Here is a 22763-nt window from a genome sequence, read left to right on the forward strand (position 1 = left end):
CGCTCTCGCGGCTGGGCGCGGACAAGATCGACTCGGGCGAGATGCCGGTGATTTTCAGCCCGGAGGTCGCGGCGCGCTTTGCCCACGACGTGGTCGGCGCGCTGGACGGCGACGAAGTATTCAAGGGATCGAGCTTCTTGGGCGACAAGCTGGGGCAGCAGGTCGCTGCTCCGCTGTTCACGCTGGTCGACGATCCGACCCTGGCGCGCCGCACCGGCTCGGAGCAGTTCGACGGCGAGGGCGTGGCCACGCGGCGCAACGTACTTTTCGAATCCGGCGTGCTCAAAATGTTCCTCTACGATTGCTACACCGCGCGCAAGGCCGGCACCGCGACCACGGCCAATGCGCGACGCGGCTACTCCAGTCTGCCCGGCGTGTCCGCGCACCAGCTGGTGTTGCAGCCCGGAACCACGCCCAACGCCGAAATCTTCAGCAACGTCGAACGCGGGCTGTACGTCACGCGGCTGATGGGCGGACGGGCGAGCACGATCAACGGCGATTACAGCCGCGGCGCGCGCGGCGCCTTGATCGAGAACGGCAAGCTGACCCAGCCGGTGCAGGAAGTGACCATGGCCGGCAACATGCTGCAGATGCTGGCCGACATCGAGGCGCTGGGCGACCAGGCGATCTGGTACGGATCCAGCGCTGCGCCGCCGTTGCGCTTCAAACTCCTGGCGGTCAGCGGGCGCTGACGCCGCGCGCCATGGACGAGGCGCCAAAGGCCCTGGGCCTGAGCTTCGCCGACGCATTGCGCCTCACCGGCGTGCGCCTGGGCGACCGCGCATTGATCGGCCCGCGCACCGTGCAGATCGACCTCACCGATCAGTGCAACAACAACTGCATCGGCTGCTGGGCGCGTAGCCCGTTTCTGCATTCCACCGACGATTACGATGGTCTGGACAAGGGCTCGTTGCCGCTGGAAAGTGTCGTTGACCTGCTCGACCAGCTACGCGAAATGCAGGTCGAACAGATTTTCCTTGGCGGCGGCGGGGAACCGCTGTGCCACCCGGACCTGATCGAGGTCGTGCGTCAGGCCAAGACGCGCGGATTCGAGGTCGTGCTCAACACAAACTTTACCCTGGCCGACGAATCAACACTCTTCGCGCTTGCAAAGCTTGAGCTGGACCTGCTGATCGTCAGCCTCTGGGCCGGGACGTCCACCACCTACGCGCGAATCCATCCCAACAAATCGGCCGACACCTTCAAGCGCATTTGCAACACCTTGATCGCGCTCAAGGACGCCAAGCAGGCGGGCAAAGCGCGCCTGCCGCGGGTCAAGATCTACGACGTGCTGTGCTCGATCAACGCCCACGAATTGGAAGAGATGGTGCATTCGGCCCGCGACCTGGGGGCCGAGGAGATCGACTTCGCGGTCTTCGATCCGATCCCCGGCCGCACCGGTCACCTGATTCTCACACAGCAGCAGATCGCCGAGGTCAAGCGCACCCTGGAGCACCTCGACCGGCCGCCCGGGCTCGAGATCAACGACGCGCTGCTGCTACAGCGGCTGAGCAACGTGGACGTGGAAAAAGGCGTCTACGACAACGGCCGCATCGACACGATCCCCTGCTACAGCGGCTGGTTCTACGCGCGGATCACCACCACCGGTCAGGTCCACTCCTGCCTCAAGAGCCACCGGATTCCCGTGGGCGAGACCGCGCAGCGGCCGTTCTGGCAGGCCTGGTACGGCGAGGGCCAGGACGATTTTCGCCGCAACACGCTTAAGCTCGATTACACCAATCCCTACCTGGCCAAGATCGGCCACGACATCAATTTTGCACTGCCCGGCTGCTACCGTATCTGCGACAACCTGGGGATGAACCTCGGAATCCAGCGCCTGGCCCAGTCGCTGCCCGAGATGACCCTGGGCATGCTCGAGCTGATGGAGCAGGCCGCGGCCCGCGGCGGCGAGCACGCTACACCCGAGGCGCTGCGCGGGATCTACGACCACTTCGCCCAGGTTGCGCAGGGCGGATCGGATGATCAAATTGCGGTCGAGCCCGTGGGCGACGCGAGTCCGAAGATCGAGCTTAACGTGGCTTCAATCGACGGGGCGTCCGAGCAACTGGCAAAGCTGTGCGACATTGACGTGCCGCGCCTTGATTTGTTCGACGCCAAGCTGCCCGGAGCGGCGCTGTTGGAGCATGCCAAGCTGTTGCAGCGGATCGGATCGGAGCACGGCGTGGATGTCGTCGGCCCGGATAGTGAGCTGTGCGAACTGGCGCGTGTGGTGGATCAGCGGCTGGAGCAGGGGACTGATCGCGCGGACCTGTTGCGCGGACTGGGCGCGGTGCTCGGCGGGGTCTACGCCGGGCCGTACACCCTGCATTTGGACCTGTCCAACCGCTGCGCGTCGGACTGCCGCTACTGCTGGTTCCACTCGCCGCTCTCCGCGCAACGCGACGATCCCTACCGCCTGCACGGCCGATCCAAGGACGCGCTGCTCGACATCGATTTGTTCGAGGATCTGTTGCGCGATCTGGAGCGCCTGGGCATGCCCGGCGACGTGGTGCTCTCGGGCAAGGGCGAGCCGCTGTTGCACCCCGATCTCGGGCGGATCCTCGCGGCGCTCACCGCGCGCGGTGCGTTCACCACGTTGATCAGCGGCGGCCTGCCGCTTGAGCGCTGTGCCCAGACCCTGGTGCGCGGCGGACTGGGGCGGCTCTACGTCAGCCTCTCGGCCCCGGATGCAGCGACCTACGCCCGGCTGCACGATTGCGCCGATCCAAAGGCCGATTTCCAGCGCATCGTACGCGGGATCGAAAAAGTACGAAAGCTTCGCGACGAGGCCGGATCAGCCAAGCCGGAGCTGGTCTCGGCCAACGTGTTGTGCGCGGCCAACGCCGAGATGCTGATCGAAATCGCAGAGCAGGCCGCGGAGTTGGGCGTCGATTTTCTGCGGCTGCAACTAATGGCGGTCGAGCCCTACAACGCCGAGCTCAAGCTTGCGCCGCAGCAGATCGAGCTGTTGCGCCGCGATCTGCCCCAGGCGTTGCGCATTGCTCAAGACGGCGGTGTGCACTTGATGGACAACCTGGAACAGCAGCTCGAGAGCCTCAGCGAGCAAAGCGGCGACTGGTCGGCGGGCGAGTACGACACGCGGCCGTGCCTCAACGGCTGGTATTTCAGCCGCGTGTGGGCCGATGGACGGGTCAGCTTCTGCTGCATGCCGCGCATTGTCGGCGATTTGCATCAGACCGGGTTCTACGAGCTGTGGCGTTCCGAGCAGTATTGCCGCTATCGGCTGGCCGCACGCAGCATGGCGCAGCAAGGATCGATCGAAATGCTAGACGGCACGCCGCTACGCGGGCCGCAATGCGACCGTTGCCCCAACTACGAGATGAACAGCGCCATGCAGCGAATCCTCGAACAGAACGGGCTGCTGCGCTTCTTAATCTGAATAGATGTGCAGCCAGTCTTCGACCACGTGGTTCACCGGCCGGTTGAGCAGCACGTCCTTGAGCTTCCACAGCGGCGAGTGGCCGTCGAGCCCTTTGCCCTGCTCGATGAACTGCCCGACCAGCTCGGCGCAAATGCCGATTAGGTGTTCGAGGATTTGCTCCCCTTGTTTGGCCGATGCCAGGGCCGGATAGCCGAAGTAGGTGTTGTTGCTGAAGTGCTTCAGCGCATCGAAGATCAGACGCACCGTGGCGATCCTACGGCGCGTGCTGTCGATCAGCCCTTGGCGGCCGTGCTCGGAGAACAGGAACGATCCGCTTTGCTCGCCGTCCGGATCGAGCCCCGCTGATACGCTGGAGGGCAGGTCCTGCCAGCCCTCGTCCACCAGCTCGGGCCAGAGGTGCAGGCCCAGCGAGGTCTCGACCATCCCGGCGTGACGGTCCTGGATCGTCTGCTCGCGGGTGATCTTGCGCCCCTTAGTATGTTCTACAGCCTGGAAGAAGACGTCCTCGGGAATCCGCGCCAGTACCGCGGAGAACAGCGAGATCGCGGCGCAGTCGAAGTTTTTATTCAGCCGTTCGCAGGCGTCCTCCAGAGCGCAGTTGTGGCGCGGGCCGCCGTGGAACGAGGAGAACGCCAGGCGCGCGAATCCACGTTTGGCGAACGGCAGCATGCTGTGATACGCCACGTCGCGCACCAGGGTCGGCGGGTAGCTGATCGAGCCTAGGGCCGGCACGCAGTCCGTGGCGATCGGCAGCGGCGGCGCGATCAGGAAGTTCCAGTCGGGCAGCCCCGGCGCGACCGCATCCAGGGTGCGATCGAGCACCGCCTGGGCCTCGAACCAGTCCTGGCCCACCGGCAGATGCGGTCCATGGACCTCGATCGGGCTGATCGCGCAGCAGACCACCGTGTGGCTCGGATCGAACTCGTTTATCGCGTTATGGCTGATTTTCTCGAGCCTAAAAATGTTCATCCGCGTCTCCTCTGATGCGATTGGTATGTAACATCGGCAGCATAGCCCGTCGTGCGGATTGCCTCAAATCGAGCGTTCGCAAGAGGAATTGCGTTGTGTCGGTTTGGACCTTGCACGCTGATAATCGATGGTCTATGGTGATTTCTATTCATCGCAAGATGCGGCATAAGCCATGATTTTCGGGCCAACGCGCAACAATGCGCGGCCCGACGCAAGACGAAAGCAAACACTTTGACGGAGGATACGCTGTGAAGAGAATCGCTATTATTTCCCTGGTACTGATCTTCGTTATGGCCGCGTTCGCCGGCTGCCACAAGCACACATATTCTGTGGGCAACGGCGCTTCGGGCGGCAAGCTGGTCTATGAGAACAACTGGACCGAGCATTGGTTCTTCGGAATCATCGGCGACACCAACGTCAACATCAAAGAGATCTGCCCCTCGGGCAACGCCACGATCCACGACGAGATCAGCTTCATCAACGGCCTGGTCGGCGCGCTGATCGGTATCATCTACTATCCCTCCACCGTGACCGTGCGCTGCGACAGCGGCCGCTCCGCGGTGATCGAGATCGATTACGATACCGCCGCGCAGATCGTCTCCGACCCGCGTTTCCTCGACTACGTCGAGGCCATGGCTCCGCAGATGCTCGAGCAGGCAATGCAGGCCCAGGTCAACGCGACGAACTACCTGTACAACTAAGATCGACAACCTTTGAACGAACACGGGCGGTCGCTTCTGCGGCCGCTCGTTTTTTTTGGCAACCCGACATCGGACTGATATTCTTCGTAAACCATGACGCAAATGCTGCAAATCGAATTTTTCGACAACACGCTGTTGGCCTGGGTCGCGGCCCTGGCCGTGCTGCTGCTGGGCACGGGCCTGCTGTGGCTGCTGCGTCCGCTGACCGTGCGACTGCTCGAGGGCCGCGTGGCCCGACGCCCCTCGCGCTCGCTGAAGCTGGCGCTGGAAATGGTGCGACGCACCAACTATGCGGTGCTGTTGTTCGTGGCGCTGTGGGCCGCCTGCGCGCTGCTGGTGATTCCGGCCAAGGTCCGCGGCCTGGTCGGCTCGCTGGCGATGATCATGGTCTTCGTTCAGTTCGGCCTCTGGGGCGGGGTGCTGGTCAACAGCGGCGTACGCTCGCTGATGCTCAAGGGGCGCGACGAGACCACGGCCACCGGCCTGTCGGTGATCAGCTTCCTGGCGCGAATCGCGGTCTGGAGCGCGGTGGCGTTGCTGATCCTGGACAACCTGGGCGTGAACATCACCACCCTGGTGGCGGGCCTGGGGGTCGGCGGAATTGCCATCGGTTTGGCCGTGCAGAACATTTTGGGCGACCTGTTCGCCTCGTTCTCGATCATCCTCGACCGGCCGTTTGAGGTCGGCGATTTCATCATCGTCGACGAGCTGATGGGCAACGTCGAGAAGATCGGGCTCAAGACCACCCGCGTGCGCAGCCTCAGCGGCGAGCAACTGGTGTTTTCCAACGGCGACCTGCTGCAAAGCCGCATCCGCAACTACAAGCGAATGGCCGAGCGTCGAGTGTTGTTCGGCTTCGGCGTGCTCTACAGCACGCCCCTTCACAAGCTAGAGCAGATCCCGACGCTGGTGCGCGCGATCATCGAGGCCCAGGAGCGAGTGCGTTTCGACCGCGCGCATTTCAAGGAGTACGGCGACTCGTCGCTGAACTTCGAGGTGGTCTATTCCGTGCTCGACCGCGACTACAACCTCTATATGGATATCCAGCAGGCGATCAACCTGGCGTTGTTCAAGCAGTTCGGCGAGCAGGGGATCGACTTTGCCTTCCCCACGCTCACAGTACACATGGTTCAGCCGCCCGCTGACTAGCCATACTATTCGCGACGCTTTAGCAGCAGCGCCGGCTATGAGCCGGTGCAAAGCTCGCGGAACTCTATGGTCGTAGCGCCACGACCAGCGAACTGCGCGAGTTTTACTTTACTCCCCACCACCTCCTGGCGTGGGTTTGTCCCGGTCGCGACACAGCCAACCGCGCCGCCAGAAGAACAGCACCATCGCCGCGGTCATCAGCGCCATCAAAGTTAGGGCGAACGGGTAGCCCCAGTACCAGCTAAGCTCGGGCATGTTCAGCGGCGAGATCTCGGGGTCGAAGTTCATCCCGTAAAGCCCGGCGATGAACGACAGCGGAATGAAGATCGTGGCGATGATCGTCAGCAACTTCATCACCTCGTTCATCCGATTGCTGACCATCGACAGGTAGAGATCCATCAGGCCCATCGCCACTTCGCGGCTGCTCTCGATTAGCTCGATGATCTGCACGATGTGGTCGTAGGCGTCGCGCAGGTAGAGCCGGGTGACGTCCTGCACCAGCGTGCTGTCGTCGCGCATCAGCGAGCTCAGCGCCTCACGCAGCGGCCAGATCGAGCGACGTATGGCCAGCAGCTCGCCCTTTATCGTGTGGATCTGCGCGCTGTGGCTGCGTTCGGATTTATCGGCAATCTGCTGTTCGAGCACGTCCAGCTGGTCGGAGTAATGGTCCAACGCCGGGAAGTAGTGGTCGATCGCCGTGTCGAGCAGCGCGTAGGCCAGGTAGTCCGAACCGCCCAGGTGGATCTTGCGCCCCTGTCCCTTGCGAATTCGCTCGCGCACCAGGTCGAGGAACGCGCTTTCGCGCTCGTGAAATGAGATCACGAAGTCCTTGCCGAAAAACAGGCTGACCTGCTCGTAGCCCGGCTGGGCCTGCATGTGGATCAGCGGCGTGACCATGAAGTAGTTGCTCTCGAAGTCCTCGACCTTGGCGCGTTGCGGGATGTTGACCACATCCTCCATGGCCAGCGGATAAAGCTCAAAATCCCCGGCCATTTACCGCGCTGCTGCACGATCTTCTCGAGGCTAACCTCGTTGCGCTCGATCAATTGTTCCGGACCAAAGGCGATCATTCGCAGCCTGGGCTTAGCCCAGGTCGGATCGACGATCAGCGATCCGGGCATCAGTCCCGGAGCTTTACGGTTTTTACTTTATCGCGTCTTGTGCCCGTCCGCCGATTGACCCATGCCGACCCCCGACAGTTGATCGCTTACGATATATCTCGATAGTATTCACCGGGCCCATTGCCCCGCAAGGGAAATAATATACGTACTGAATATCAGCGGGCGATGGCGTGAAGCGTGAATCTCAGTCCGGCGTCGGCTCGTGGGCTTTGCGGCCGTAGACCCGCTCGTATGCTTGGCATTGGGGGCAGACGCCGCCCTCGATGCGCTTGACGAACCAGTAGGCCAGACCGCGCTGTTTGGTGCGCGCGCGGTTGCACACCGGGCAATTCACGCAACCCTGGGCCAGCTTGCGATCGCGATCGGTGATCTGCTGCTCGCTCATTTTTCCCTCACTAGAAACTGTACTTAAGTGAGACAAAGACCTGGGAGTTCTCGCGGAAGTAGCCCTCGAGGGTATCGTCGTCGCCCCAGAGCAGGTTGGCGCCGGTGTTCAGGCGCAGGTCTTGGGTCAGGCTGAAGGAGACCAGCGGGGTGATCAGCCCGCTGATGCTACTCAGGTCGCCGACCTCGAGTTCCTCGTTGGTCGCGCCCGACGGGTCGAGAACCGTGAGCAGTGCGGCCTCGATCTTTTCGTCCATGAACGGCCGTCGCAGCAGCAGCGCCAAGTAGGTGTTGACGCGTTCGGTGAGCAGCTCGTCGTACCAGTCCAGTTGGATACTCTGGATCATTGAGCCGCCGACGTAGAACTGGCCGGAGAACAGGTGGTCGGCCTGGACCACGTAGGTCAGCCAGGTTCCCTGCTGCGGCTTGAGCTGATCGTCGTAGGTCCGGCGACCGCTGCTCACCGCCCCTTCGAACACCAGGCCCACGCCCTTGACCACGGTGGAGAAGTCGCCGCCGAAGGTATGAATGCGGTGGTACACGCCGCGCAGGGGCGGATCGAGTTTATCCAGATCAATGTCCTGTATCGCGATTCCCGAGCCCGTCGGATCCTTGATGAACTTCAGCAGCAGCTCGACCTCGGGGTTGATGTAGAGCGTGGGGATGTAATCCCAGGTGTAGCCGTACATCAGCGAGCAATCGAGGCTGGTGAAGCTCAGCCCCAGCCGCGCCGCGCCCGAACCGTTCTGGAAGTCGTCGGCGGGCTGCTCGATGTTGTCTGTGATCAGCTTTTCGTCGTTGAGAAAGTCGCGCAGTTCGTCGCGCCACTGGGGCACGAGGAAGTCCAGCAGCTCCTGCCACTTATCGCTTTGCACCTGCTCGTCCAGGTAGCAAAGCAGATCCTCGAGCGGAAACTGCTGTCGCAGCAACGCCCAGTCCGCACCGATGATTTTGACCGGCGCGGGCGTGAAGAACGGTGCATAGACCGCCTCGAAGCGCACCGGTCCGCGATACAGGTCGCCCTTGGCCGCGAGCACCGGCTCGCGCCCGTAGCCCATCTCGACGTCGAGGAAGCGCTCGAGGTCGGGCGGATTGATCACGCTGGTGGGATTGATCAAATCGGCGCGGCCCCAGCTTACAAGCTGCTGGCCGGTGCGCAACGCGCCCCAACTGCCGATGATGTCCAGGTAGCCCTCGTACAGATCGACCAAGTATTCGGTGCTCGTATCCTCGCCGTAGGCCAGGCGGTAATCGAACAACCCCGAGACCGAGGCGTAGAACGTGCGGTTGAACTGGTAGAAGCCGCGGGCGTAGGCCAAGCTGCGCCAGTCGAACACGTCCTCGGCGTCGCCCTCGTGGGACACGTCGGTGGCCATCTTGGTCAGCAGCTGCCCCTCGAAGCTGCCCTGACCCTGGCTAAACGAGCTGATGGCGCCCGCGGACGAATCGTCGGACGAGCCGCCGCCGATCAGGTCGTCGAGGCTCAGCCCGCTGGAGCCCTCGTCCTCGTCCTGGGCAGCAACGGCGCCGGACAGGCAAAGTGACAACGCCAGCGTGATCGTAATGATCAGCTGCAGCCGGGTGCCGGTCGTGGCCAATTTATTTCCCGCTCTATTTCTTTTTGAACTCGGGGATCAGTTGGTTTTCGTTGGTCATGTACGGTTCGGTGAAGTAGTAGTCGTCCACGGTTACGTCGGTGCGTGAGTCGAGCACCACGATCTCGGTCTTGGTGCCGCGCTCGATAGTCTGCATCGTGGTCTTTTTGGCCGTCCAGGTGCCGTCGTCGCGCTGCTCCAGCTCGTCCACGCTGAGCTTCTTCTCCACGGTGTTCGGGTCGCCCAGTTTGTAGAAGTCGGCCTTGACCGGGATCATGCTGTCCTTGCGCACCCAGTAGACGATCTTGGAATAGCCCATGTCGTCCTCTTTGCCCGGCTTGGGCACGGTCTGGACCACGTAGCACGGTTGGCCGTCGACGGTCTCGTCGGGCAGGCGCTTGTGGATGCCGTCGGACGAGTCGCGGCTTTGGATGTCCTTCATCGAGAAGTCCGAGCCCATGAAACTGTCGCCGGCCGAGTCGGCGTCAAAGCGTTTGAGCTTCTTGTTCCCCTTGAGGTACATCATCTGTTTGTCGTAGCCGTCGGGATTCTCGATGGCCAGGAACTTGTTGCCCCTGATCTCCGGCGGCGCGAGAAAGACCGTGATCGCCCGGTCGATGCCGTCCTTCTTCTGAATTACGGTCAGCAGCTCTTTGGAACGGCTGCGGCCCTGCTTGTTGTAGACGATCATCTTGAGCTGAACCACACCCTCGTCCCCGAGGACTTGGCTGCTCATTGCGTCCAGGATCTGGTCGGCGGTCTTATTGGTGTCGTCCTGGGCCACGGCCCACCCAGCGATGAAAACCATCATGAATACGGCGATTGCCAAGCGGCGCATGCTCAATCTCCTTGCATTGACGATCCAGCGATCGGACAAGAGGACATTGTACGTACCAGCCTTGCACTCTGGCAAGACGTACGCGTTATCACGATCGCTCTGGGGGCTATTTCTGCGCGTCTTGCGCGTCGCGCCCCTTGAGGTGGTCCAGCACGTGGGTCAGGCCCATTCTTTTAGCCACGCGGTCCCACGATTTTTTGGGCAGCGCGGCTTTGAAAAACGGCGTGATCTTCACTGCCGCGGGCTCGAGCACGTAGAGCTTGTCTTTAACGATGGCCTTGAAGATCCGCCCGACCATGTACTCGGGAGTGACCCACGGCGTGCCTGCGGGCGGCTTGGCGCCGTCGAACATGCCGGTGGTGACGAAGCTGGGGCAGACGATGGTGAACTTGACGGTGTTGTTTTTTTCGGCCAGCAGCTCGTTGCGCAACGCCTCGGTGAAGCCGATCACACCCCACTTGCTCGCCGAGTAGCTTGTGCCGCGCGCCACACCGAGCAGACCCGCGGCCGAGGCCACGTTGACTAGGTGCCCTGCGCCGCTTTCGAGCATGTCGGGCAAAAACGCCTTGGTCATCCAGAAGATGCCCAGCAGGTTGACGTTGATGGTGTGCAGGTGTTTCTCGTCCAGTACGTCGAGGAACATTCCGCCGTGCACCACTCCGGCGTTGTTGACCAGCAGATCGACCTTGCCGATCTGTTCGTGCACGTTGTCGCGGAACTTGTAGACCGCCTCGCGGTCGGTGATATCGAGTTTTTCCGTACAGACCTTGACGCCCTTTTGCCGCAGCAGTTCGGCTGTCTGTTCCAGCTCTTTTTCACGCACATCCACTGCGGCGATGTTCATGCCCTCGTCCGCGAGCTTGAGCGCCAGCAGGCGGCCCATGCCCATGCCCACACCGGTAATCACGGCTGTTTTTCCCTTTAAGTCCCGCATGCGTGCCTCCATTGAATAAGCTGAGCGATCCATCCGTATGGACCGTATGGAAATACGGTCTTGTTTGTATCATTTCTATAGGCCGAATGCCAGATTGCCCCCCCCCCCCCGGCTATGAGCCGGTGCAAAGCTCGCATATCACCACGGTTGTAATACAGCGTGCCTCTCCGCGACGCGGGGTTGGAGGCGGCTTGGAGCCAGCTTTGAGCCGGGGGCAAAACACGCGTACAGCTTGGAGCTGCACCTCAAAGGTGCTGGCGCTTACAGCTCTTTGTTTTCCAAGGCGCGCACGCCGTGCTGCAGAAAGATCAGGCCCACTCCCAGCAGCAGCCAGACAATCCAGGCGTAGCTGGCGACGATCAGCAACAGTTGCACGCCGCTGGGCATGACGTGGCTTAGGGATGCGCTGAGCAGCAGGTAGGTCGGGTAGATTCCCACGAGCACGGTGATGCCGATCAAGGCGATGCAGGTCAGCATGTACAGAATGCTGGTCGGACTGGCCGCCAAGCGGGCGATGTTGGTCTCTTGCATGTCCGGGTAGCGCGCGCCCATGCCCACGCCGATGGCGTTGACCGAGATCGTCAGCACCAGCATTGCGCCGGTGGTAACCCAGCCCACCACCGCGTGTGTGTCCAGGAAGTGGTTGGAGAGCACGATCAGCACCAGCGAGAGCAAGGTCATCGGCACGGCCACAGAGAAGAATTTAGCTGCGACAAAGCGCTTCATCGGCAGCGGGCTGGTTTTGATCAGCCAGAAGCTACTGCCCTCGAGGCTGACCTGGGGCACCACGAAACGCACGGCCACCGCTGAGATCACAAAGGCGGCCAGCGCGAAGTTCACTGCGCCGGCGATGTTGCGGATGGAAAAGGCGTTGACTCCGTAGATGCTGAAATCGAGCACCTTGAAGTTGAACAGGTAGACCACGATCAGCGCCAGCAGCAGCAGCATTTGGGTCCACTGCACGGTCTCGCGGAAAAACGACTTGAGGTCTTTGAGCACCAGGGCGCTGTATTTCTCGCCGTAGAGCGCGGCGATGCGTTCGAGTATGCCGCCGGCCACGCGGGATCCGCTGATTCGTGCGCGGCTTCCCTCTTGGGCGCGCGAGTAGCCCTCGAAGTAGATTCGCCGCGCGACTTCGCCGCCGATTAATGCGGCGAACAGGCCCCAGGAGAAACTGACCGCAGTGAGGAATCCGGCCTCGCGGTAGTTGCCGGCCAGGGCCGCGCTGACTCCCTGGGAGGCCCAGGTTGGGGGCATAAACAGGCTCTCCTCCGTGCGCAGGGAGCCGACGAACTCGGCGAAGCCCTCGAGAATCGCCGGGTCGAAAAGCTGCTCGGGCCGCACAAAGCGGAAGAGGAAGTAGAGCACCACAACGAAGACCACGCCGAGAATCGCCAGTACGTCGTGGGCCTTCTTGGCCGGGAAGATCCGTACCAGGAACAGCGTGGTCAGCACGCCGAGCACCGAGGGCAGGATGATGAATGCCAGCAGGATCGCCGGAACCCAGGGATAGAAATGCCACGGCGCGTCCATCGCCAGGCCCAGGGAGACCAGCAGCGGGATCGCCACCAGCAACACCATCCAGCACGAGCTGATCATCGTGTCGATCAGCCGCGCGTGGAACAGCTGCTCCATATCCACCGGCGAGGTCAGCACTAGTTCGAGATCGTCGGCAATGAAGTAGCTGCTCAGCGCCGCGAGGATGTTGGAAAAGACCAGGATCGCAAAGAACATCATGTAGGCGAAGTAGAACAGCTTTTCGATCAGGATCGGGCCGTAGATCTCGATCGCCAGCAGCTTGATAAACAGCTCGTAAAAGCCGAACCCCAGGCCGACCTGGAAGGCGAAAGTCAGCAGGAAAAAGAAGCTGTACTTAAAGCGCTGGATCGCGCTGCCGAACAGCAGCGCGTTGTGCGCCTGGCGCATGCGCGGCCATTGAAGCAGGGTGATTACGTGCACGCCGGTGAGCCGTGCCTACTCGGGCTCGAGCTCCGGAACCTGCTCGTAGCGCCGGATTACCGTGCGCACCACCGACTTGAAGACTTGGCTGCGCTCAAGGCCGCCGGTGATCTTCTTGATGTCCTCGTAGATCGTCGGGTCGACGATCAGTGCGCCCAGCGAGCCCTCGCCGCGGGCGATCTTGTCGGCGGCCAAACGCAGGTCGGCGCTGGTGACCTTGAGGTCTTCGATAATTTGCGCCTTGTCCGGATCGTAAATCAGCGAGTGCAGAGCCCCGGGCTGGGTGCGGACCGTACCCACGATTTGGCGGATGTCCTCGCTGGTGTCGGTGAGGTTGGCGATCATCCGTTCGCCCTTGTCGCTGTAGATCAGCTCGTGCAGCGTGCCCTGGCCGTGCTTGATGTCGTCTACCACCTGCTTGAGCGTGGCCACGGACTGAGCCATGTCGGAGATGATCTTGCTCTTGGTCTGGTCGTAGATCAGCGTGTGCAGGATGCCGTTGCCGGCCTTGACCTCGTTGATCATGTTCTCCAGGCCGCTGATCGCCTTGCTCAGGTCGGTCGGCGGCACGCCCTGGCCGCCCTTGATCGAGGCGGAGATCGCGTCGAGGTTGGCCAGCACCTTCTTTAGATCCCCGGTGCTCTCGCCCAGCTCGGTCAGCGGAGCGAGCATTGCTTTGGGGTCGTGGCTCTCGATGATGTCGTGTTCGTGAACGGGGGTCTTCTCCGGATTGCCCGGGATGATCTCGATGTACTTTTTGCCCAGCAGGCCCAGTGTATCGATGGTGGCCAGCGAGTCCATCGGGATGCGCGGCATGGCATCGGTGTCGATCGACATGTCGACGAACACGCTGGTGTCGCCGGTCTTGTCCGAGAAGCGGATGCGTTTGACCAGGCCGATGTCCACGCCCGAGAGCCGTACCTCGGCCCCCTCGGTCAGACCCATGATATTGCCGAAGCTGGTGTGAAGCTCGCTGGTGGACTTGAACAAGCTGCTCTTGCTCGACATCGTGAGGATTACGAATACCAGCAGCACCATCACCACGGTGATGAAGATGCCGACCTTGACCTCGCTGGCCCGATTATTCTTCATGGTTTCCCTACAGCTCCAGTGTGCCTTCGACGAACGAACGAATCATTGGATCGCCGGCGCGCTCGATCTCGTCGATCGACTGGACCGAGTGGATCTGGTGTTCCCAGAGCATGGCGATGCGATTGCTGACGAAGAACGCGCTGGGCATGTCGTGCGTCACCACGATGCTGGTCACTCCCAGCTTACGCTGCATTTGCACGATTAGTTCATTGATCCGCCGCGTGTTCGACGGGTCCAGGCCGGTCGTCGGCTCGTCGTAAAGGATAACATCGGGCTCGATGGCGATCGCGCGCGCCAAGCCGACGCGCTTTTTCATCCCGCCGCTGAGCTCGGCAGGCATCATCTCGCCCACGCCGCGGAGGCCGACCATCTCCAGGTCGCGCTCCACGCGCTGCACGATCTGCTCCTCGGGCAGCTTGAGGTGCTCGCGTAGCGGATAGGCGATGTTGTCGAAGACGCTCATCGAGTCGAACAGCGCTGCGCCCTGGAACAGCATGCTGATCTGACGCCGCACCGCGATCAGTCCGTCCTCGTCTATCGCTGCAATGTCCTGGTCCTTGAACCAGATGCTGCCCGCGTCGGGCTTCATCAGCCCCATCAGCAGCTTGAGCATTACGCTCTTGCCCGTTCCCGATCCGCCGATGATCGTGATCGTCTCGCCGCGGCGGATCGTCAACGACATCCCGCTGTACACCACGTTGCTGCCAAACGCCTTGTCCACGCCCTCGAAGCGGATTACCGGTTCGCCGTTTTCGCCTGCGCCGGCAACGGCGCGGGAGGCCGGCATCGGGATCGCGGAGTCGACTGCGGTAGTCATCTCACAACACCAGGAACAGCTTGGTCAGGAAGAAGTCGGTGACGAAGATGAAGATCAGGCTGACCACCACCGTGCGCGTGGTCGACTGGCCCACGCCCTCGGTGCCGCCGGAGGTGGTCATCCCGCGGTGGCAGGCGATCATTACGATGCCGAAGCCGAAGACGTAGGTCTTGGCCAGTCCGGAGAATACGTCGGCGAAATCGAGCCCCTGGCTGACGTCGCTGATGTAGGTTCCGGGGTTGATCCCCATCTCGTAGACGCTGATGATCAGCCCGCCGATGATTCCCAGAAGGTCGGCGAGCAATGTCAGCATCGGCAGCGCGATCAGCATTGCCCACAGCCGCGGCACGATCAGTTTCTTAATCGGGTCGGCGCCCAAGGCGCGGATCGCGTCGACCTGTTCGGTGACCTGCATCGAGCCGATCTCGGCGGTGATCCCGGCGCCCACGCGGCCGCCGACGACCACGCTGGTGAGCACCGGTCCCAGCTCGCGGGTGATCGAGAGCGCGACCACGATGCTGACGTATTCTTTGGCGCCGAAGCGCTCGAGCCCCACGGCGAACTGCAGGGCCATCACGAACCCGGTGAACAGCGCGGTGAGCAGCGCAATCGAGATCGAGCGCACGCCGAGGTACTCGACCTGTTTGACGATCTCGGCAAACTCGACCGGACGCCGGAACATGTTGCGTACGCTCTGGCCGCACAGCACCCAGAACGATCCCATCTCCTCAAAGGAGTTGATTACCCGCCGACCCAGGTTGGCGAAAAATTTATTTTCGACGTTTCCGTTGGTTTCGACGCTCACGTTCAATCCGTGCGCCGGGCGTGGAAGTCGGTGACGAATTCCTCGAACTCGACCAGCTGGTCTGCGAAGTAGTCGGGGTGCGCCGCAAAGCACAGGTCGTAGATGCACGAGTCGATCTGCACCACGTAAATGCAGATCTGTATCGGCGCGCCGTCGAGCTGAGCCTGCAGCTCGGTGCGCAGCGCGGTGCGGCCGTCGATCACCAGCTCCTCCTGCTTGACGATCACGCGGTGAGTGAAGTCGACCAGCAGGTGGTTGGTCAGCGCGACCAGCGGGATGCGGTTCTCGATCTCGCAGGTGGCGTTGGCCAGGATCGAGCTGCCGTTGGCGCGGTTGATATAGACGTGGTCCGCGTCGGGCAGGCGGTAGCGCTGCCAGTCATCGCCCAGCTTGCCGACCTCGTAGTCGGTCAGCCCGGCGCGGCCGGCGGAGATCACGCCGAAGTGGTTGGTGCTCCCCGCGCATCCGGCGAGCAGCAGCGCCAACACCAGCAGCGTGGGCAACCCGCGCGTTACGATCTGTTTATTGGGCAGCGTCAACACGGCCTCCTCTAAATCAGAACTTGAGCGGCGGCGGCTCCCCGCCGATTTCGTCCTCGTCGGCCCCGGTCAGATCGAGGAAGATCGCCTCGAGCCGTTCGGGCCCGCCCGCGCGCTGTCTGAGCTGTTCCAGGGTTCCGCTTTCGATCAGCTCGCCTTTGTGGATGATGCCCACGCGGTCGCAGACTTCCTCGGCCACCTCAAGGGTGTGAGTGCTCATGAACACGGCCAGGCCGTCGTCGGCCAGGCGGCGGAAGATGCGCTTGACCAGCCGCGCTCCCTTGGGGTCCAGGCCGACCATCGGCTCGTCGACGATCAGCACCTTGGGCCGGTGCAGCAGCGCCACGCTCATCACCAGCCGCTGCTTCATCCCGTGGCTGTAGCTTTCGACCAGCTCGCCGGCCCAGTCGCGCAACTCGAACAGCTTGAGCAGCTCCACGGCCCGGGGGCGCCACTCGCGCTCGTCGATGCGGTACAGCCCGGCGATGAACTGCAGAAACTCCATGCCCGTGAGCTTGCCGTAGACGTAGGGCCGGTCGGGGATGAAGCCGGTGATCGCCTTGGCCGGCGTGGGATCGCGCGCGATGTCAAAACCGTTGATGGTCACCTGGCCCGAGGTCGGGCGCAGCAACCCGGCCATGATTTTGATCGTCGTGGTTTTGCCCGCGCCGTTGGGGCCCAGAAAGCCGAAGACCTCGCCCTTCTCGATAGTGAGGTTGAGGTCCTTGACCGCGACCACGGAGGAATATTGCTTGCGCAGATTGACCGCGCGGATCATTTCACGTCCATGACTTCGATACGTACTTTTCCCATAATTTGGATCAGGTCCACCTGCTTGTCCAGGTCTCCTTCGAGCAGCTTGATGTGCGTGGCGTCGGCCGGGAACTGGCCGAAGGTCGGCTCGATCGCCACCCAGCGGCCGACCCAGACCGCGGGCCAGGCGTGATAGTAGAACGCCCCCTGGTGATAGACCAGGCCCACGAGCACCCGCGCGGGGATTCCCGCTGCCCGCGCCAGGGCCACGGTAAGCACGGTGTGCTCGTTGCAGTCGCCCTTCTTGATGATCAGCACGTCGTAGGCCGAGGGGATCGAAGTCACCGGTTCCTTTTTCAGATTGTCGTGGACCCAGTCGTTGATTTTGCGCGCGGCGCGCAGCGGATCGGTCTGGTCGCCGATGATGTCCTTGGCCGCGTTGCGGATCGCCGGATGGTCGGACTGGATCATCGCCGTGGCGGCCAGGTCCGCGGTCAGCTCCTCGCCGCGGTAGGGCAAAATGTAGGGATCCTGAATTTCGTCCAGGTTCTCGATCTGTACCGTGATCAGCTCGCCGAACTCCGCGCGCTGACGCCAATCGTTGAGCGGATAGGTGTCGAAGGGCACGCCCGCAATTTTGACCTGCATTCGTTCGGCCTTGCGCGGGTTGGGGATCTCGGTGCTCACCGGCACGGCCATCTCGCGCACCAGGTCCAGCGAGGCGCTGTCGTCCCAGCCCTCGCCCAGGGCCTTCTCGCGGCTCTCGCGCACGGTGAGGAATGTGTCGGTTTCCTCGCGCAGGCTGTTGCCCCGCTCGTCGATCCAGGAGTCGATGGCGATTCCCTTGTAGTCCCACTGCAAGTGCCACACGCGCAGGGTCTTGCCGCCGTCCTCGACGTTTTCCAGGCCCAGGGCCTGGACGGTGATCGTCTCGTTGCTCATGGTCGAGGGGTCGAAGAACGGCAGCTCGTAGCTCTTGCCCTGCTCAAGCCCGAGGGCCAGCAGCCGGTCCATGATGTTCAGCTGCATCGCCGGGGCCTGGTCGAGATCGATCGTCTCCTTGCGCGTGGTGCCGCCGCCGGTCTCGATGTTGAGCAGGATCTTATTTCCATCCTCTACCCGGCCGTCGAGCTTGAACTTGACCAGATCGGAGATCATCTCGAACTGGAAGTAGCGCAGCAGGTAGTCCGCGTCGGTGATCGCGCGGGTGTCGGTGCGGATCGTCTGGGTCGAGCCCTGGACGTTGATTTTCATCCGGCCGCTCTCGGAGAACAGCCAGCCCGAATCCAGCTGCTTCTTGGAGGTCACCGAGTAGCCGATTTTGACCAGCCGGTCGTTGGTCTTGTCCTTGTAGTACATGCCCATCCAGCTCTCGTCGCCGGAAAGCGCCGAGGAGCCGTACGACCCGCCGACGACCGGATCGGTCGCAGCAGCGCGTTCGCGCACGATCATCAGCGCGGTCATCGCCACCCAGAACAGCACGATCGAAATTTTGACTAATCCGGGACGTTTGGACCTGGAAAAACTCATGTGAAAACCTTTGCTACGCTACGGCATCAGACCTTATTCAATACCATCGGGATTGTCCAGCATGGGTAGTATACGCCCGTACACTGCGTTGCAGCGGTCGAATTACGACGGGTTCGGGACGCGGAACCTTGACCTGTGCCGAGGATCGTCCTAACTTCTCTGGCGCTGATGATGACGAATAAGCTCAAACTCTACTGGGAATTTTGTCGGCCATTCACCCTGATTCCGCCTGCCGTGGGCATGATCTCCGGCGGGCTGACCGGCCTGGGCGCGATCACGCCCGACGCCGGGCGCTTGGTCAGCTCGTGGGGCGACGGCCCGGGGATGATCGCCGCGCGGATCGTGGCCGGTGGACTGATGGCGATGTTCCTCAACGGCTTCAGCAATACGCTGAACCAGATCACCGACATCAAGCTCGATCTAATCAACAAGCCCGACCGGCCGCTGTGCGACGGCCGAATGCAGCGCAACGAGGCCTGGGTCTTGACCCTGGTGCTGCTGGCGGTGGCGTTGGGCCTGGCGCTGTTCGTCGGCTGGCAATGCCTGATGATCGTGGCGATCACCTCGGTGTTCACCTGGAGCTACTCGGCCAAGCCGCTGTGGATGAAGAGCCGCGGGATCTGGGCCAACCTGACCATCGCCATTCCGCGCGGCGTTCTGCTCAAGGTCTGCGGCTGGAGCGCGGTCAAGGGGATCTTCACCGCCGAGCCGTGGATCATCGGCAGCGTGTTCGGCCTGTTTCTGCTCGGCGCCTCGACCACCAAGGATTACGCGGATATCCAGGGCGACAGCGCCGGCGGCTGCCGCACGCTCCCGGTAATCTACGGCGTGCGCACCAGCGCCTACATGATCAGCCCGTTTTTCGTGCTGCCTTTTATCTGGCTGATCGTGGGCACGCAGCTGGGCCTGTTCACCGGCGATCCGCTGATCCTCACCTGCCTGGGCGCGCTGCTCGCGCTGTGGGGCGTGTGGGTCGTGGCCGGGATTCTCAAGGACCCCGAGGCACTGGCCGGCAAGGAAAACCACCCCTCCTGGACCCACATGTACCTGATGATGCTCACCCTGCAATTCGGCTTCGCCCTGGCTTACCTGGTCCACATCTAACCTGAACCGGTCAAACTTGGTTTTGACAAGAGGATTGGCTAGCCCGCATTATTCATTAGGGGCGAGCTTTGCAGTGCCCGCAAAACACGCGGGCGAACCAAGCACATGGTGCAACGACGCTTGCCGCGACGCGGAGAGGTTCGTTGATTAACGACCAAGGTGTACGCGAGCTTTGCTGCGGCCCAAAGACGCTGGTTGCGAGCAGATTGTGCGTCGTAGTAGAAGCACCATGAGTAATACGGGCTGATGTGCAGCCGAGGTAGTATGGAGTTCGATATCCAAAAAGATCTGGCGATAAAACGCCGCATGATCGAGCAGGCGCTGCAGGACAACCTGCCGGGCGGCGAGCAGGTCCCGGCGGTGTTGGCCGACGCGTTGCGCTACGCGGCGATGGGCGGCGGCAAGCGCTTGCGCCCGGCGCTGTGTCTGGCCGCGGCCCAGGCGTTGGGACACGATCAGCAGCAGGTGCTTCCCGCGGCCTGCGGTGTGGAGTTCGCCCACACCAGCTCGCTGTTGCTCGACGACCTGCCGTGCATGGACGACCACGCTACGCGGCGCGGCAAGGCCACGACCCACAAGGTCTTCGGCGAATCCAACGCGATTCTGGCGGCGATGTCCGCTCTGAGCCACGGTTTCGAGCTGGTGGCACTCAACGCGAGGCAACTCCAGGCGCCGGCCGACGCGATACTGGCCGCGATAAACGAGCTGGGTCAGGCTGTGGGAGCGGCCGGGCTGTGCGGCGGCCAGCAGCTGGACTTGGTCAGCCAGACAGAAGAGGTGGACCTCAATACTTTGCAACAGATCCATCGCCAGAAGACCGGCCTGCTGTTCGTGGCCGCAGTGGCGATTCCTGCATTGCTGCTGGGTGCGGAAGAGCAGATCGTCGACGCCCTGCGCTCGTACGCCCGGCGACTGGGCCAGGCGTTTCAGATCAGCGACGATATTATCGACGTGGCCGAGGACCGCGCATTCGAGGCGCCGGTACGGCACTTAAGCGGAGGCAACCTGGCGGGCATGCTCGGCATCCCCGCGGCGCGCGGCCTGGTCAACGACCTGATCGCCTCGGCCAAAGAGGATGTAGAGCCTCTGGGCGAAGCGGGCCGAACCCTGATCGAGCTGGCCGAGCTGATCCGCGCGCGTAACGACTGAATGTGAAGGATTAAATGGAACGCGACCTGAGCCGCAACCCCGCACTGCTCAAGCTCGAGCTGTACTGCAAGGGGATGCGCATCGACGATAGTTGTAAACGGCTGGACGATGACGGTCGGCCGATTTTGCGCACCCGCGCCGGACTGGGCTCCGGGCTTGAGCTGGTGCTGCCCCACGGCCTGTGGACCAACGTCCCGGTGCTCGAGAAGTTCGCCCATACCAGCCCGTTTGCACTGGTCCATCGCGATGGCGAGTATTTGATCGAGCGCGACGGGAAGCCGGTGAGCAGCGTTCAGATCCCGCCCGAGCCCGCGTTCTACCGCCGTTTGACGTCCAGCGGACGGCTGATGAGCCGCGTGGGCGTGCTGCAGGGAACCTACCTCGGGATCTACCCCACCGGGATCTGCGCCCACTGGCTTCGCGAGCCGCGGGTCAACTGCACGTTTTGCTCGGTGGGGCTCAACCTGGGCAATCAGGAGGAGCAGGAGAAGTCGATCCAGGAGGTGGTCGAGACCACCCTGGCCGCGATGGAAGAGGTGGGCATCACCTACGTACATTTCAACACCGGCTACTACGATGGCGACACATATCTGGACGAGCTCGAGCCGTTCATCAAGGCGGTCAAGCGCGAGACCGGGCTGCTGATCGGCGTGCAGACACCGCCGCACCCCGACCTCAAACGCTACGACCGGCTGCGGCGGATGGGCGTAAATCAAGTCAGCTTCTGCTTTGAGCTGTGGGACCGCGACTGCTTTGTCAAACAATGCCCGGGCAAGGCCGAGAAGGTCGGCATTGAGCGCTACCTCGACGCCATCGCCTATTGCGCGCCGATTTTCGATACCACCAACGGCGAGATCATCGCCGGGCTCGAGCCGGTGGCCACGACCCTCGAGGCCGTCGAGTGGATCACCGACGTGGGCGCGATTCCAACGGTCTGCGTGTTCCGGCCCCTGCGCGGAACAGACCTGGAGGATCATCCTCCGCCGGACTCCGAAGAACTGATCCCGGTCTTCAAGCGGCTCTACGAATCTTGCATGGAAAAGAAGCTGCCGCTGGGCATCGCGCCGAACATCAACGTCTCGATCATCCTCAAACCCGAGGAGTGCCGTTGGTTCAGCGACGACCCGGGCCGCTTCTGGAAGCAGGATCTCAAGGCGTTGTTAATGCGGCAGGCGCTCAAGGGACTGCTCGGAGTTCAACAACGCCGGGCATGGCTGTATCGTAGGATCGGAATCTGAGGATGGAGTGGCCGGCAAGCGCATAACCTGTCCAGACTGCGGCAATAAAATCCCGGTCGAACGTCCGGGACAGGTGGTGGTCTGCGATAACTGCGGCAAGAAGCTCAAAGTCGCGGCCAAGAAAAAACCGCCGCACCCGGCCGAGGCGCCGACGATTGCGCCCAAAAGCGCGGCCCCTCCCGCGGCCCAACCCCAGCCCAAGCTCGCACCCGAGACGAACGCTGCGAGCAAAGGCGGGGACACTCCCGCGCCGCCGCCCGATCCGCTGACCATGCCCGGCGGCATTAAGCTCGAGCCGGTGGAACGGGTGCTCGAGCGCACCACGGACAGCCACGGACAGCTCGAGGCCGACCAGAGCGCTCGCCTTGATCCGCTGACCATGCCGCCGACTGCGGCCTCGTCAGCAGTCAGCCCCTTCGAACATTTCGGCGAGCAGTTCGAGGAAGGCGACGTGGGCGAGATCAAGACGATGTCCGGCTTCGACCCGGGACGCGTCGACGACGCCGCGCTTTCGGCGCAGGTCGGAGGGCTGCGCGACATCGATCCGACGGGGATCCAGGACAGCTCATCGGCACAGATCGGCGGCCTGGAAGACATTATTCAACTCCAGACAAAGCGCGCCGAGACCGACGCAGTCGAGGTCGACGAGGCCGACCTGAGCGCGTACGACCATCCCGAGCAGC

General features: G+C 62.5%; 21 protein-coding genes. 8 read left to right on the forward strand and 13 right to left on the reverse strand.

Going from position 1 to position 22763, the window contains the following annotated elements; all coding sequences use genetic code 11:
• Nucleotides 1-692, forward strand: a 692-nt coding sequence (locus P9M14_01020) for a metallopeptidase TldD-related protein (protein MDP8254306.1), incomplete at its 5' end; no start/stop codon positions are given.
• Between the two features lie 11 nt (nucleotides 693-703).
• Nucleotides 704-3400: a radical SAM protein gene (locus P9M14_01025; GenBank protein MDP8254307.1), complete on the forward strand. Its 2697-nt coding sequence runs from the start codon at nucleotides 704-706 to the stop codon at nucleotides 3398-3400.
• On the opposite strand, the gene P9M14_01030 is transcribed toward P9M14_01025, so the two are convergent.
• On the reverse strand, nucleotides 3392-4372 hold the full coding sequence (locus tag P9M14_01030; protein ID MDP8254308.1) for a creatininase family protein: 981 nt from the start codon (nucleotides 4370-4372) through the stop codon (nucleotides 3392-3394). The two genes, P9M14_01025 and P9M14_01030, sit on opposite strands and share 9 nt — an antisense overlap.
• 248 nt (nucleotides 4373-4620) lie before the next feature.
• Here P9M14_01030 and P9M14_01035 point away from each other — a divergent pair, with 248 nt between their 5' ends.
• Together P9M14_01035 and P9M14_01040 are read left to right on the forward strand one after the other, a co-directional pair.
• The gene (locus P9M14_01035; protein MDP8254309.1) at nucleotides 4621-5073 is read left to right on the forward strand and encodes a hypothetical protein; all 453 of its coding nucleotides are present in this window, start codon (nucleotides 4621-4623) and stop codon (nucleotides 5071-5073) included.
• A gap of 102 nt (nucleotides 5074-5175) precedes the next feature.
• A complete protein-coding gene (locus P9M14_01040; GenBank protein ID MDP8254310.1) occupies nucleotides 5176-6222 on the forward strand; it encodes a mechanosensitive ion channel family protein in 1047 nt (348 codons plus the stop codon).
• Nucleotides 6223-6330: 108 nt separating this feature from the next.
• Here P9M14_01040 and corA read toward each other — a convergent pair whose 3' ends face one another.
• The 12 genes from corA to P9M14_01100 all read right to left on the reverse strand — a co-directional run bounded on the left by corA (nucleotide 6331) and on the right by P9M14_01100 (nucleotide 18589).
• Nucleotides 6331-7215, reverse strand: a complete 885-nt coding sequence (corA, locus tag P9M14_01045) for a magnesium/cobalt transporter CorA (protein ID MDP8254311.1) — start codon at nucleotides 7213-7215, stop codon at nucleotides 6331-6333.
• A 312-nt stretch (nucleotides 7216-7527) separates the two neighbouring features.
• On the reverse strand, nucleotides 7528-7728 hold the full coding sequence (locus tag P9M14_01050) for a hypothetical protein (GenBank protein MDP8254312.1): 201 nt from the start codon (nucleotides 7726-7728) through the stop codon (nucleotides 7528-7530).
• 10 nt (nucleotides 7729-7738) lie between these two features.
• A complete protein-coding gene (locus P9M14_01055; protein MDP8254313.1) occupies nucleotides 7739-9325 on the reverse strand; it encodes a hypothetical protein in 1587 nt (528 codons plus the stop codon).
• Between the two features lie 13 nt (nucleotides 9326-9338).
• Nucleotides 9339-10160 (reverse strand): outer membrane lipoprotein-sorting protein, encoded by an 822-nt coding sequence (locus P9M14_01060; protein ID MDP8254314.1) that lies wholly within the window; start codon nucleotides 10158-10160, stop codon nucleotides 9339-9341.
• A gap of 106 nt (nucleotides 10161-10266) precedes the next feature.
• Entirely contained in the window at nucleotides 10267-11094 is an 828-nt protein-coding gene (locus P9M14_01065) for an SDR family oxidoreductase (GenBank protein ID MDP8254315.1), read from the reverse strand.
• Between the two features lie 261 nt (nucleotides 11095-11355).
• The gene (locus P9M14_01070) at nucleotides 11356-13053 is read right to left on the reverse strand and encodes a hypothetical protein (GenBank protein MDP8254316.1); all 1698 of its coding nucleotides are present in this window, start codon (nucleotides 13051-13053) and stop codon (nucleotides 11356-11358) included.
• A gap of 15 nt (nucleotides 13054-13068) precedes the next feature.
• Nucleotides 13069-14145, reverse strand: a complete 1077-nt coding sequence (locus P9M14_01075; GenBank protein MDP8254317.1) for an MlaD family protein — start codon at nucleotides 14143-14145, stop codon at nucleotides 13069-13071.
• 7 nt (nucleotides 14146-14152) lie between these two features.
• Nucleotides 14153-14962, reverse strand: a complete 810-nt coding sequence (locus P9M14_01080; GenBank protein MDP8254318.1) for an ATP-binding cassette domain-containing protein — start codon at nucleotides 14960-14962, stop codon at nucleotides 14153-14155.
• A 1-nt stretch (nucleotide 14963) separates the two neighbouring features.
• On the reverse strand, nucleotides 14964-15767 hold the full coding sequence (locus P9M14_01085) for an ABC transporter permease (GenBank protein MDP8254319.1): 804 nt from the start codon (nucleotides 15765-15767) through the stop codon (nucleotides 14964-14966).
• 2 nt (nucleotides 15768-15769) lie between these two features.
• Nucleotides 15770-16306 (reverse strand): hypothetical protein, encoded by a 537-nt coding sequence (locus tag P9M14_01090; GenBank protein ID MDP8254320.1) that lies wholly within the window; start codon nucleotides 16304-16306, stop codon nucleotides 15770-15772.
• Between the two features lie 16 nt (nucleotides 16307-16322).
• On the reverse strand, nucleotides 16323-17084 hold the full coding sequence (locus tag P9M14_01095) for an ABC transporter ATP-binding protein (GenBank protein ID MDP8254321.1): 762 nt from the start codon (nucleotides 17082-17084) through the stop codon (nucleotides 16323-16325).
• The gene (locus tag P9M14_01100) at nucleotides 17081-18589 is read right to left on the reverse strand and encodes a transglutaminase-like domain-containing protein (GenBank protein MDP8254322.1); all 1509 of its coding nucleotides are present in this window, start codon (nucleotides 18587-18589) and stop codon (nucleotides 17081-17083) included. The genes P9M14_01095 and P9M14_01100 overlap by 4 nt, the downstream gene beginning before the upstream one ends.
• Before the next feature lie 171 nt (nucleotides 18590-18760).
• Here P9M14_01100 and P9M14_01105 point away from each other — a divergent pair, with 171 nt between their 5' ends.
• The 4 genes from P9M14_01105 to P9M14_01120 all read left to right on the forward strand — a co-directional run.
• Nucleotides 18761-19693: a UbiA family prenyltransferase gene (locus tag P9M14_01105; protein ID MDP8254323.1), complete on the forward strand. Its 933-nt coding sequence runs from the start codon at nucleotides 18761-18763 to the stop codon at nucleotides 19691-19693.
• Nucleotides 19694-19957: 264 nt separating this feature from the next.
• Nucleotides 19958-20842: a polyprenyl synthetase family protein gene (locus P9M14_01110; GenBank protein ID MDP8254324.1), complete on the forward strand. Its 885-nt coding sequence runs from the start codon at nucleotides 19958-19960 to the stop codon at nucleotides 20840-20842.
• Between the two features lie 14 nt (nucleotides 20843-20856).
• A complete protein-coding gene (locus P9M14_01115) occupies nucleotides 20857-22080 on the forward strand; it encodes a radical SAM protein (protein ID MDP8254325.1) in 1224 nt (407 codons plus the stop codon).
• 7 nt (nucleotides 22081-22087) lie between these two features.
• Nucleotides 22088-22763, forward strand: a 676-nt coding sequence (locus P9M14_01120) for a hypothetical protein (protein ID MDP8254326.1), incomplete at its 3' end; no start/stop codon positions are given.

The sequence above is a fragment of the Candidatus Alcyoniella australis genome (assembly GCA_030765605.1).
Classification (GTDB): Bacteria; Lernaellota; Lernaellaia; order JAVCCG01; family Alcyoniellaceae; genus Alcyoniella; species Alcyoniella australis.

What these genes read in the sequence shown, in the direction of transcription:
- P9M14_01025 (MDP8254307.1), top strand. Translation starts at nt 704, where the DNA reads ATGGACGAGGCGCCAAAGGCCCTGGGCCTGAGCTTCGCCGACGCATTG.
- P9M14_01030 (MDP8254308.1), bottom strand. Translation starts at nt 4,372, where the DNA reads ATGAACATTTTTAGGCTCGAGAAAATCAGCCATAACGCGATAAACGAG.
- P9M14_01040 (MDP8254310.1), top strand. Translation starts at nt 5,176, where the DNA reads ATGCTGCAAATCGAATTTTTCGACAACACGCTGTTGGCCTGGGTCGCG.
- corA (MDP8254311.1), bottom strand. Translation starts at nt 7,215, where the DNA reads ATGGCCGGGGATTTTGAGCTTTATCCGCTGGCCATGGAGGATGTGGTC.
- P9M14_01050 (MDP8254312.1), bottom strand. Translation starts at nt 7,728, where the DNA reads ATGAGCGAGCAGCAGATCACCGATCGCGATCGCAAGCTGGCCCAGGGT.
- P9M14_01060 (MDP8254314.1), bottom strand. Translation starts at nt 10,160, where the DNA reads ATGCGCCGCTTGGCAATCGCCGTATTCATGATGGTTTTCATCGCTGGG.
- P9M14_01065 (MDP8254315.1), bottom strand. Translation starts at nt 11,094, where the DNA reads ATGCGGGACTTAAAGGGAAAAACAGCCGTGATTACCGGTGTGGGCATG.
- P9M14_01075 (MDP8254317.1), bottom strand. Translation starts at nt 14,145, where the DNA reads ATGAAGAATAATCGGGCCAGCGAGGTCAAGGTCGGCATCTTCATCACC.
- P9M14_01080 (MDP8254318.1), bottom strand. Translation starts at nt 14,962, where the DNA reads ATGACTACCGCAGTCGACTCCGCGATCCCGATGCCGGCCTCCCGCGCC.
- P9M14_01095 (MDP8254321.1), bottom strand. Translation starts at nt 17,084, where the DNA reads ATGATCCGCGCGGTCAATCTGCGCAAGCAATATTCCTCCGTGGTCGCG.
- P9M14_01100 (MDP8254322.1), bottom strand. Translation starts at nt 18,589, where the DNA reads ATGAGTTTTTCCAGGTCCAAACGTCCCGGATTAGTCAAAATTTCGATC.
- P9M14_01105 (MDP8254323.1), top strand. Translation starts at nt 18,761, where the DNA reads ATGACGAATAAGCTCAAACTCTACTGGGAATTTTGTCGGCCATTCACC.
- P9M14_01110 (MDP8254324.1), top strand. Translation starts at nt 19,958, where the DNA reads ATGGAGTTCGATATCCAAAAAGATCTGGCGATAAAACGCCGCATGATC.
- P9M14_01115 (MDP8254325.1), top strand. Translation starts at nt 20,857, where the DNA reads ATGGAACGCGACCTGAGCCGCAACCCCGCACTGCTCAAGCTCGAGCTG.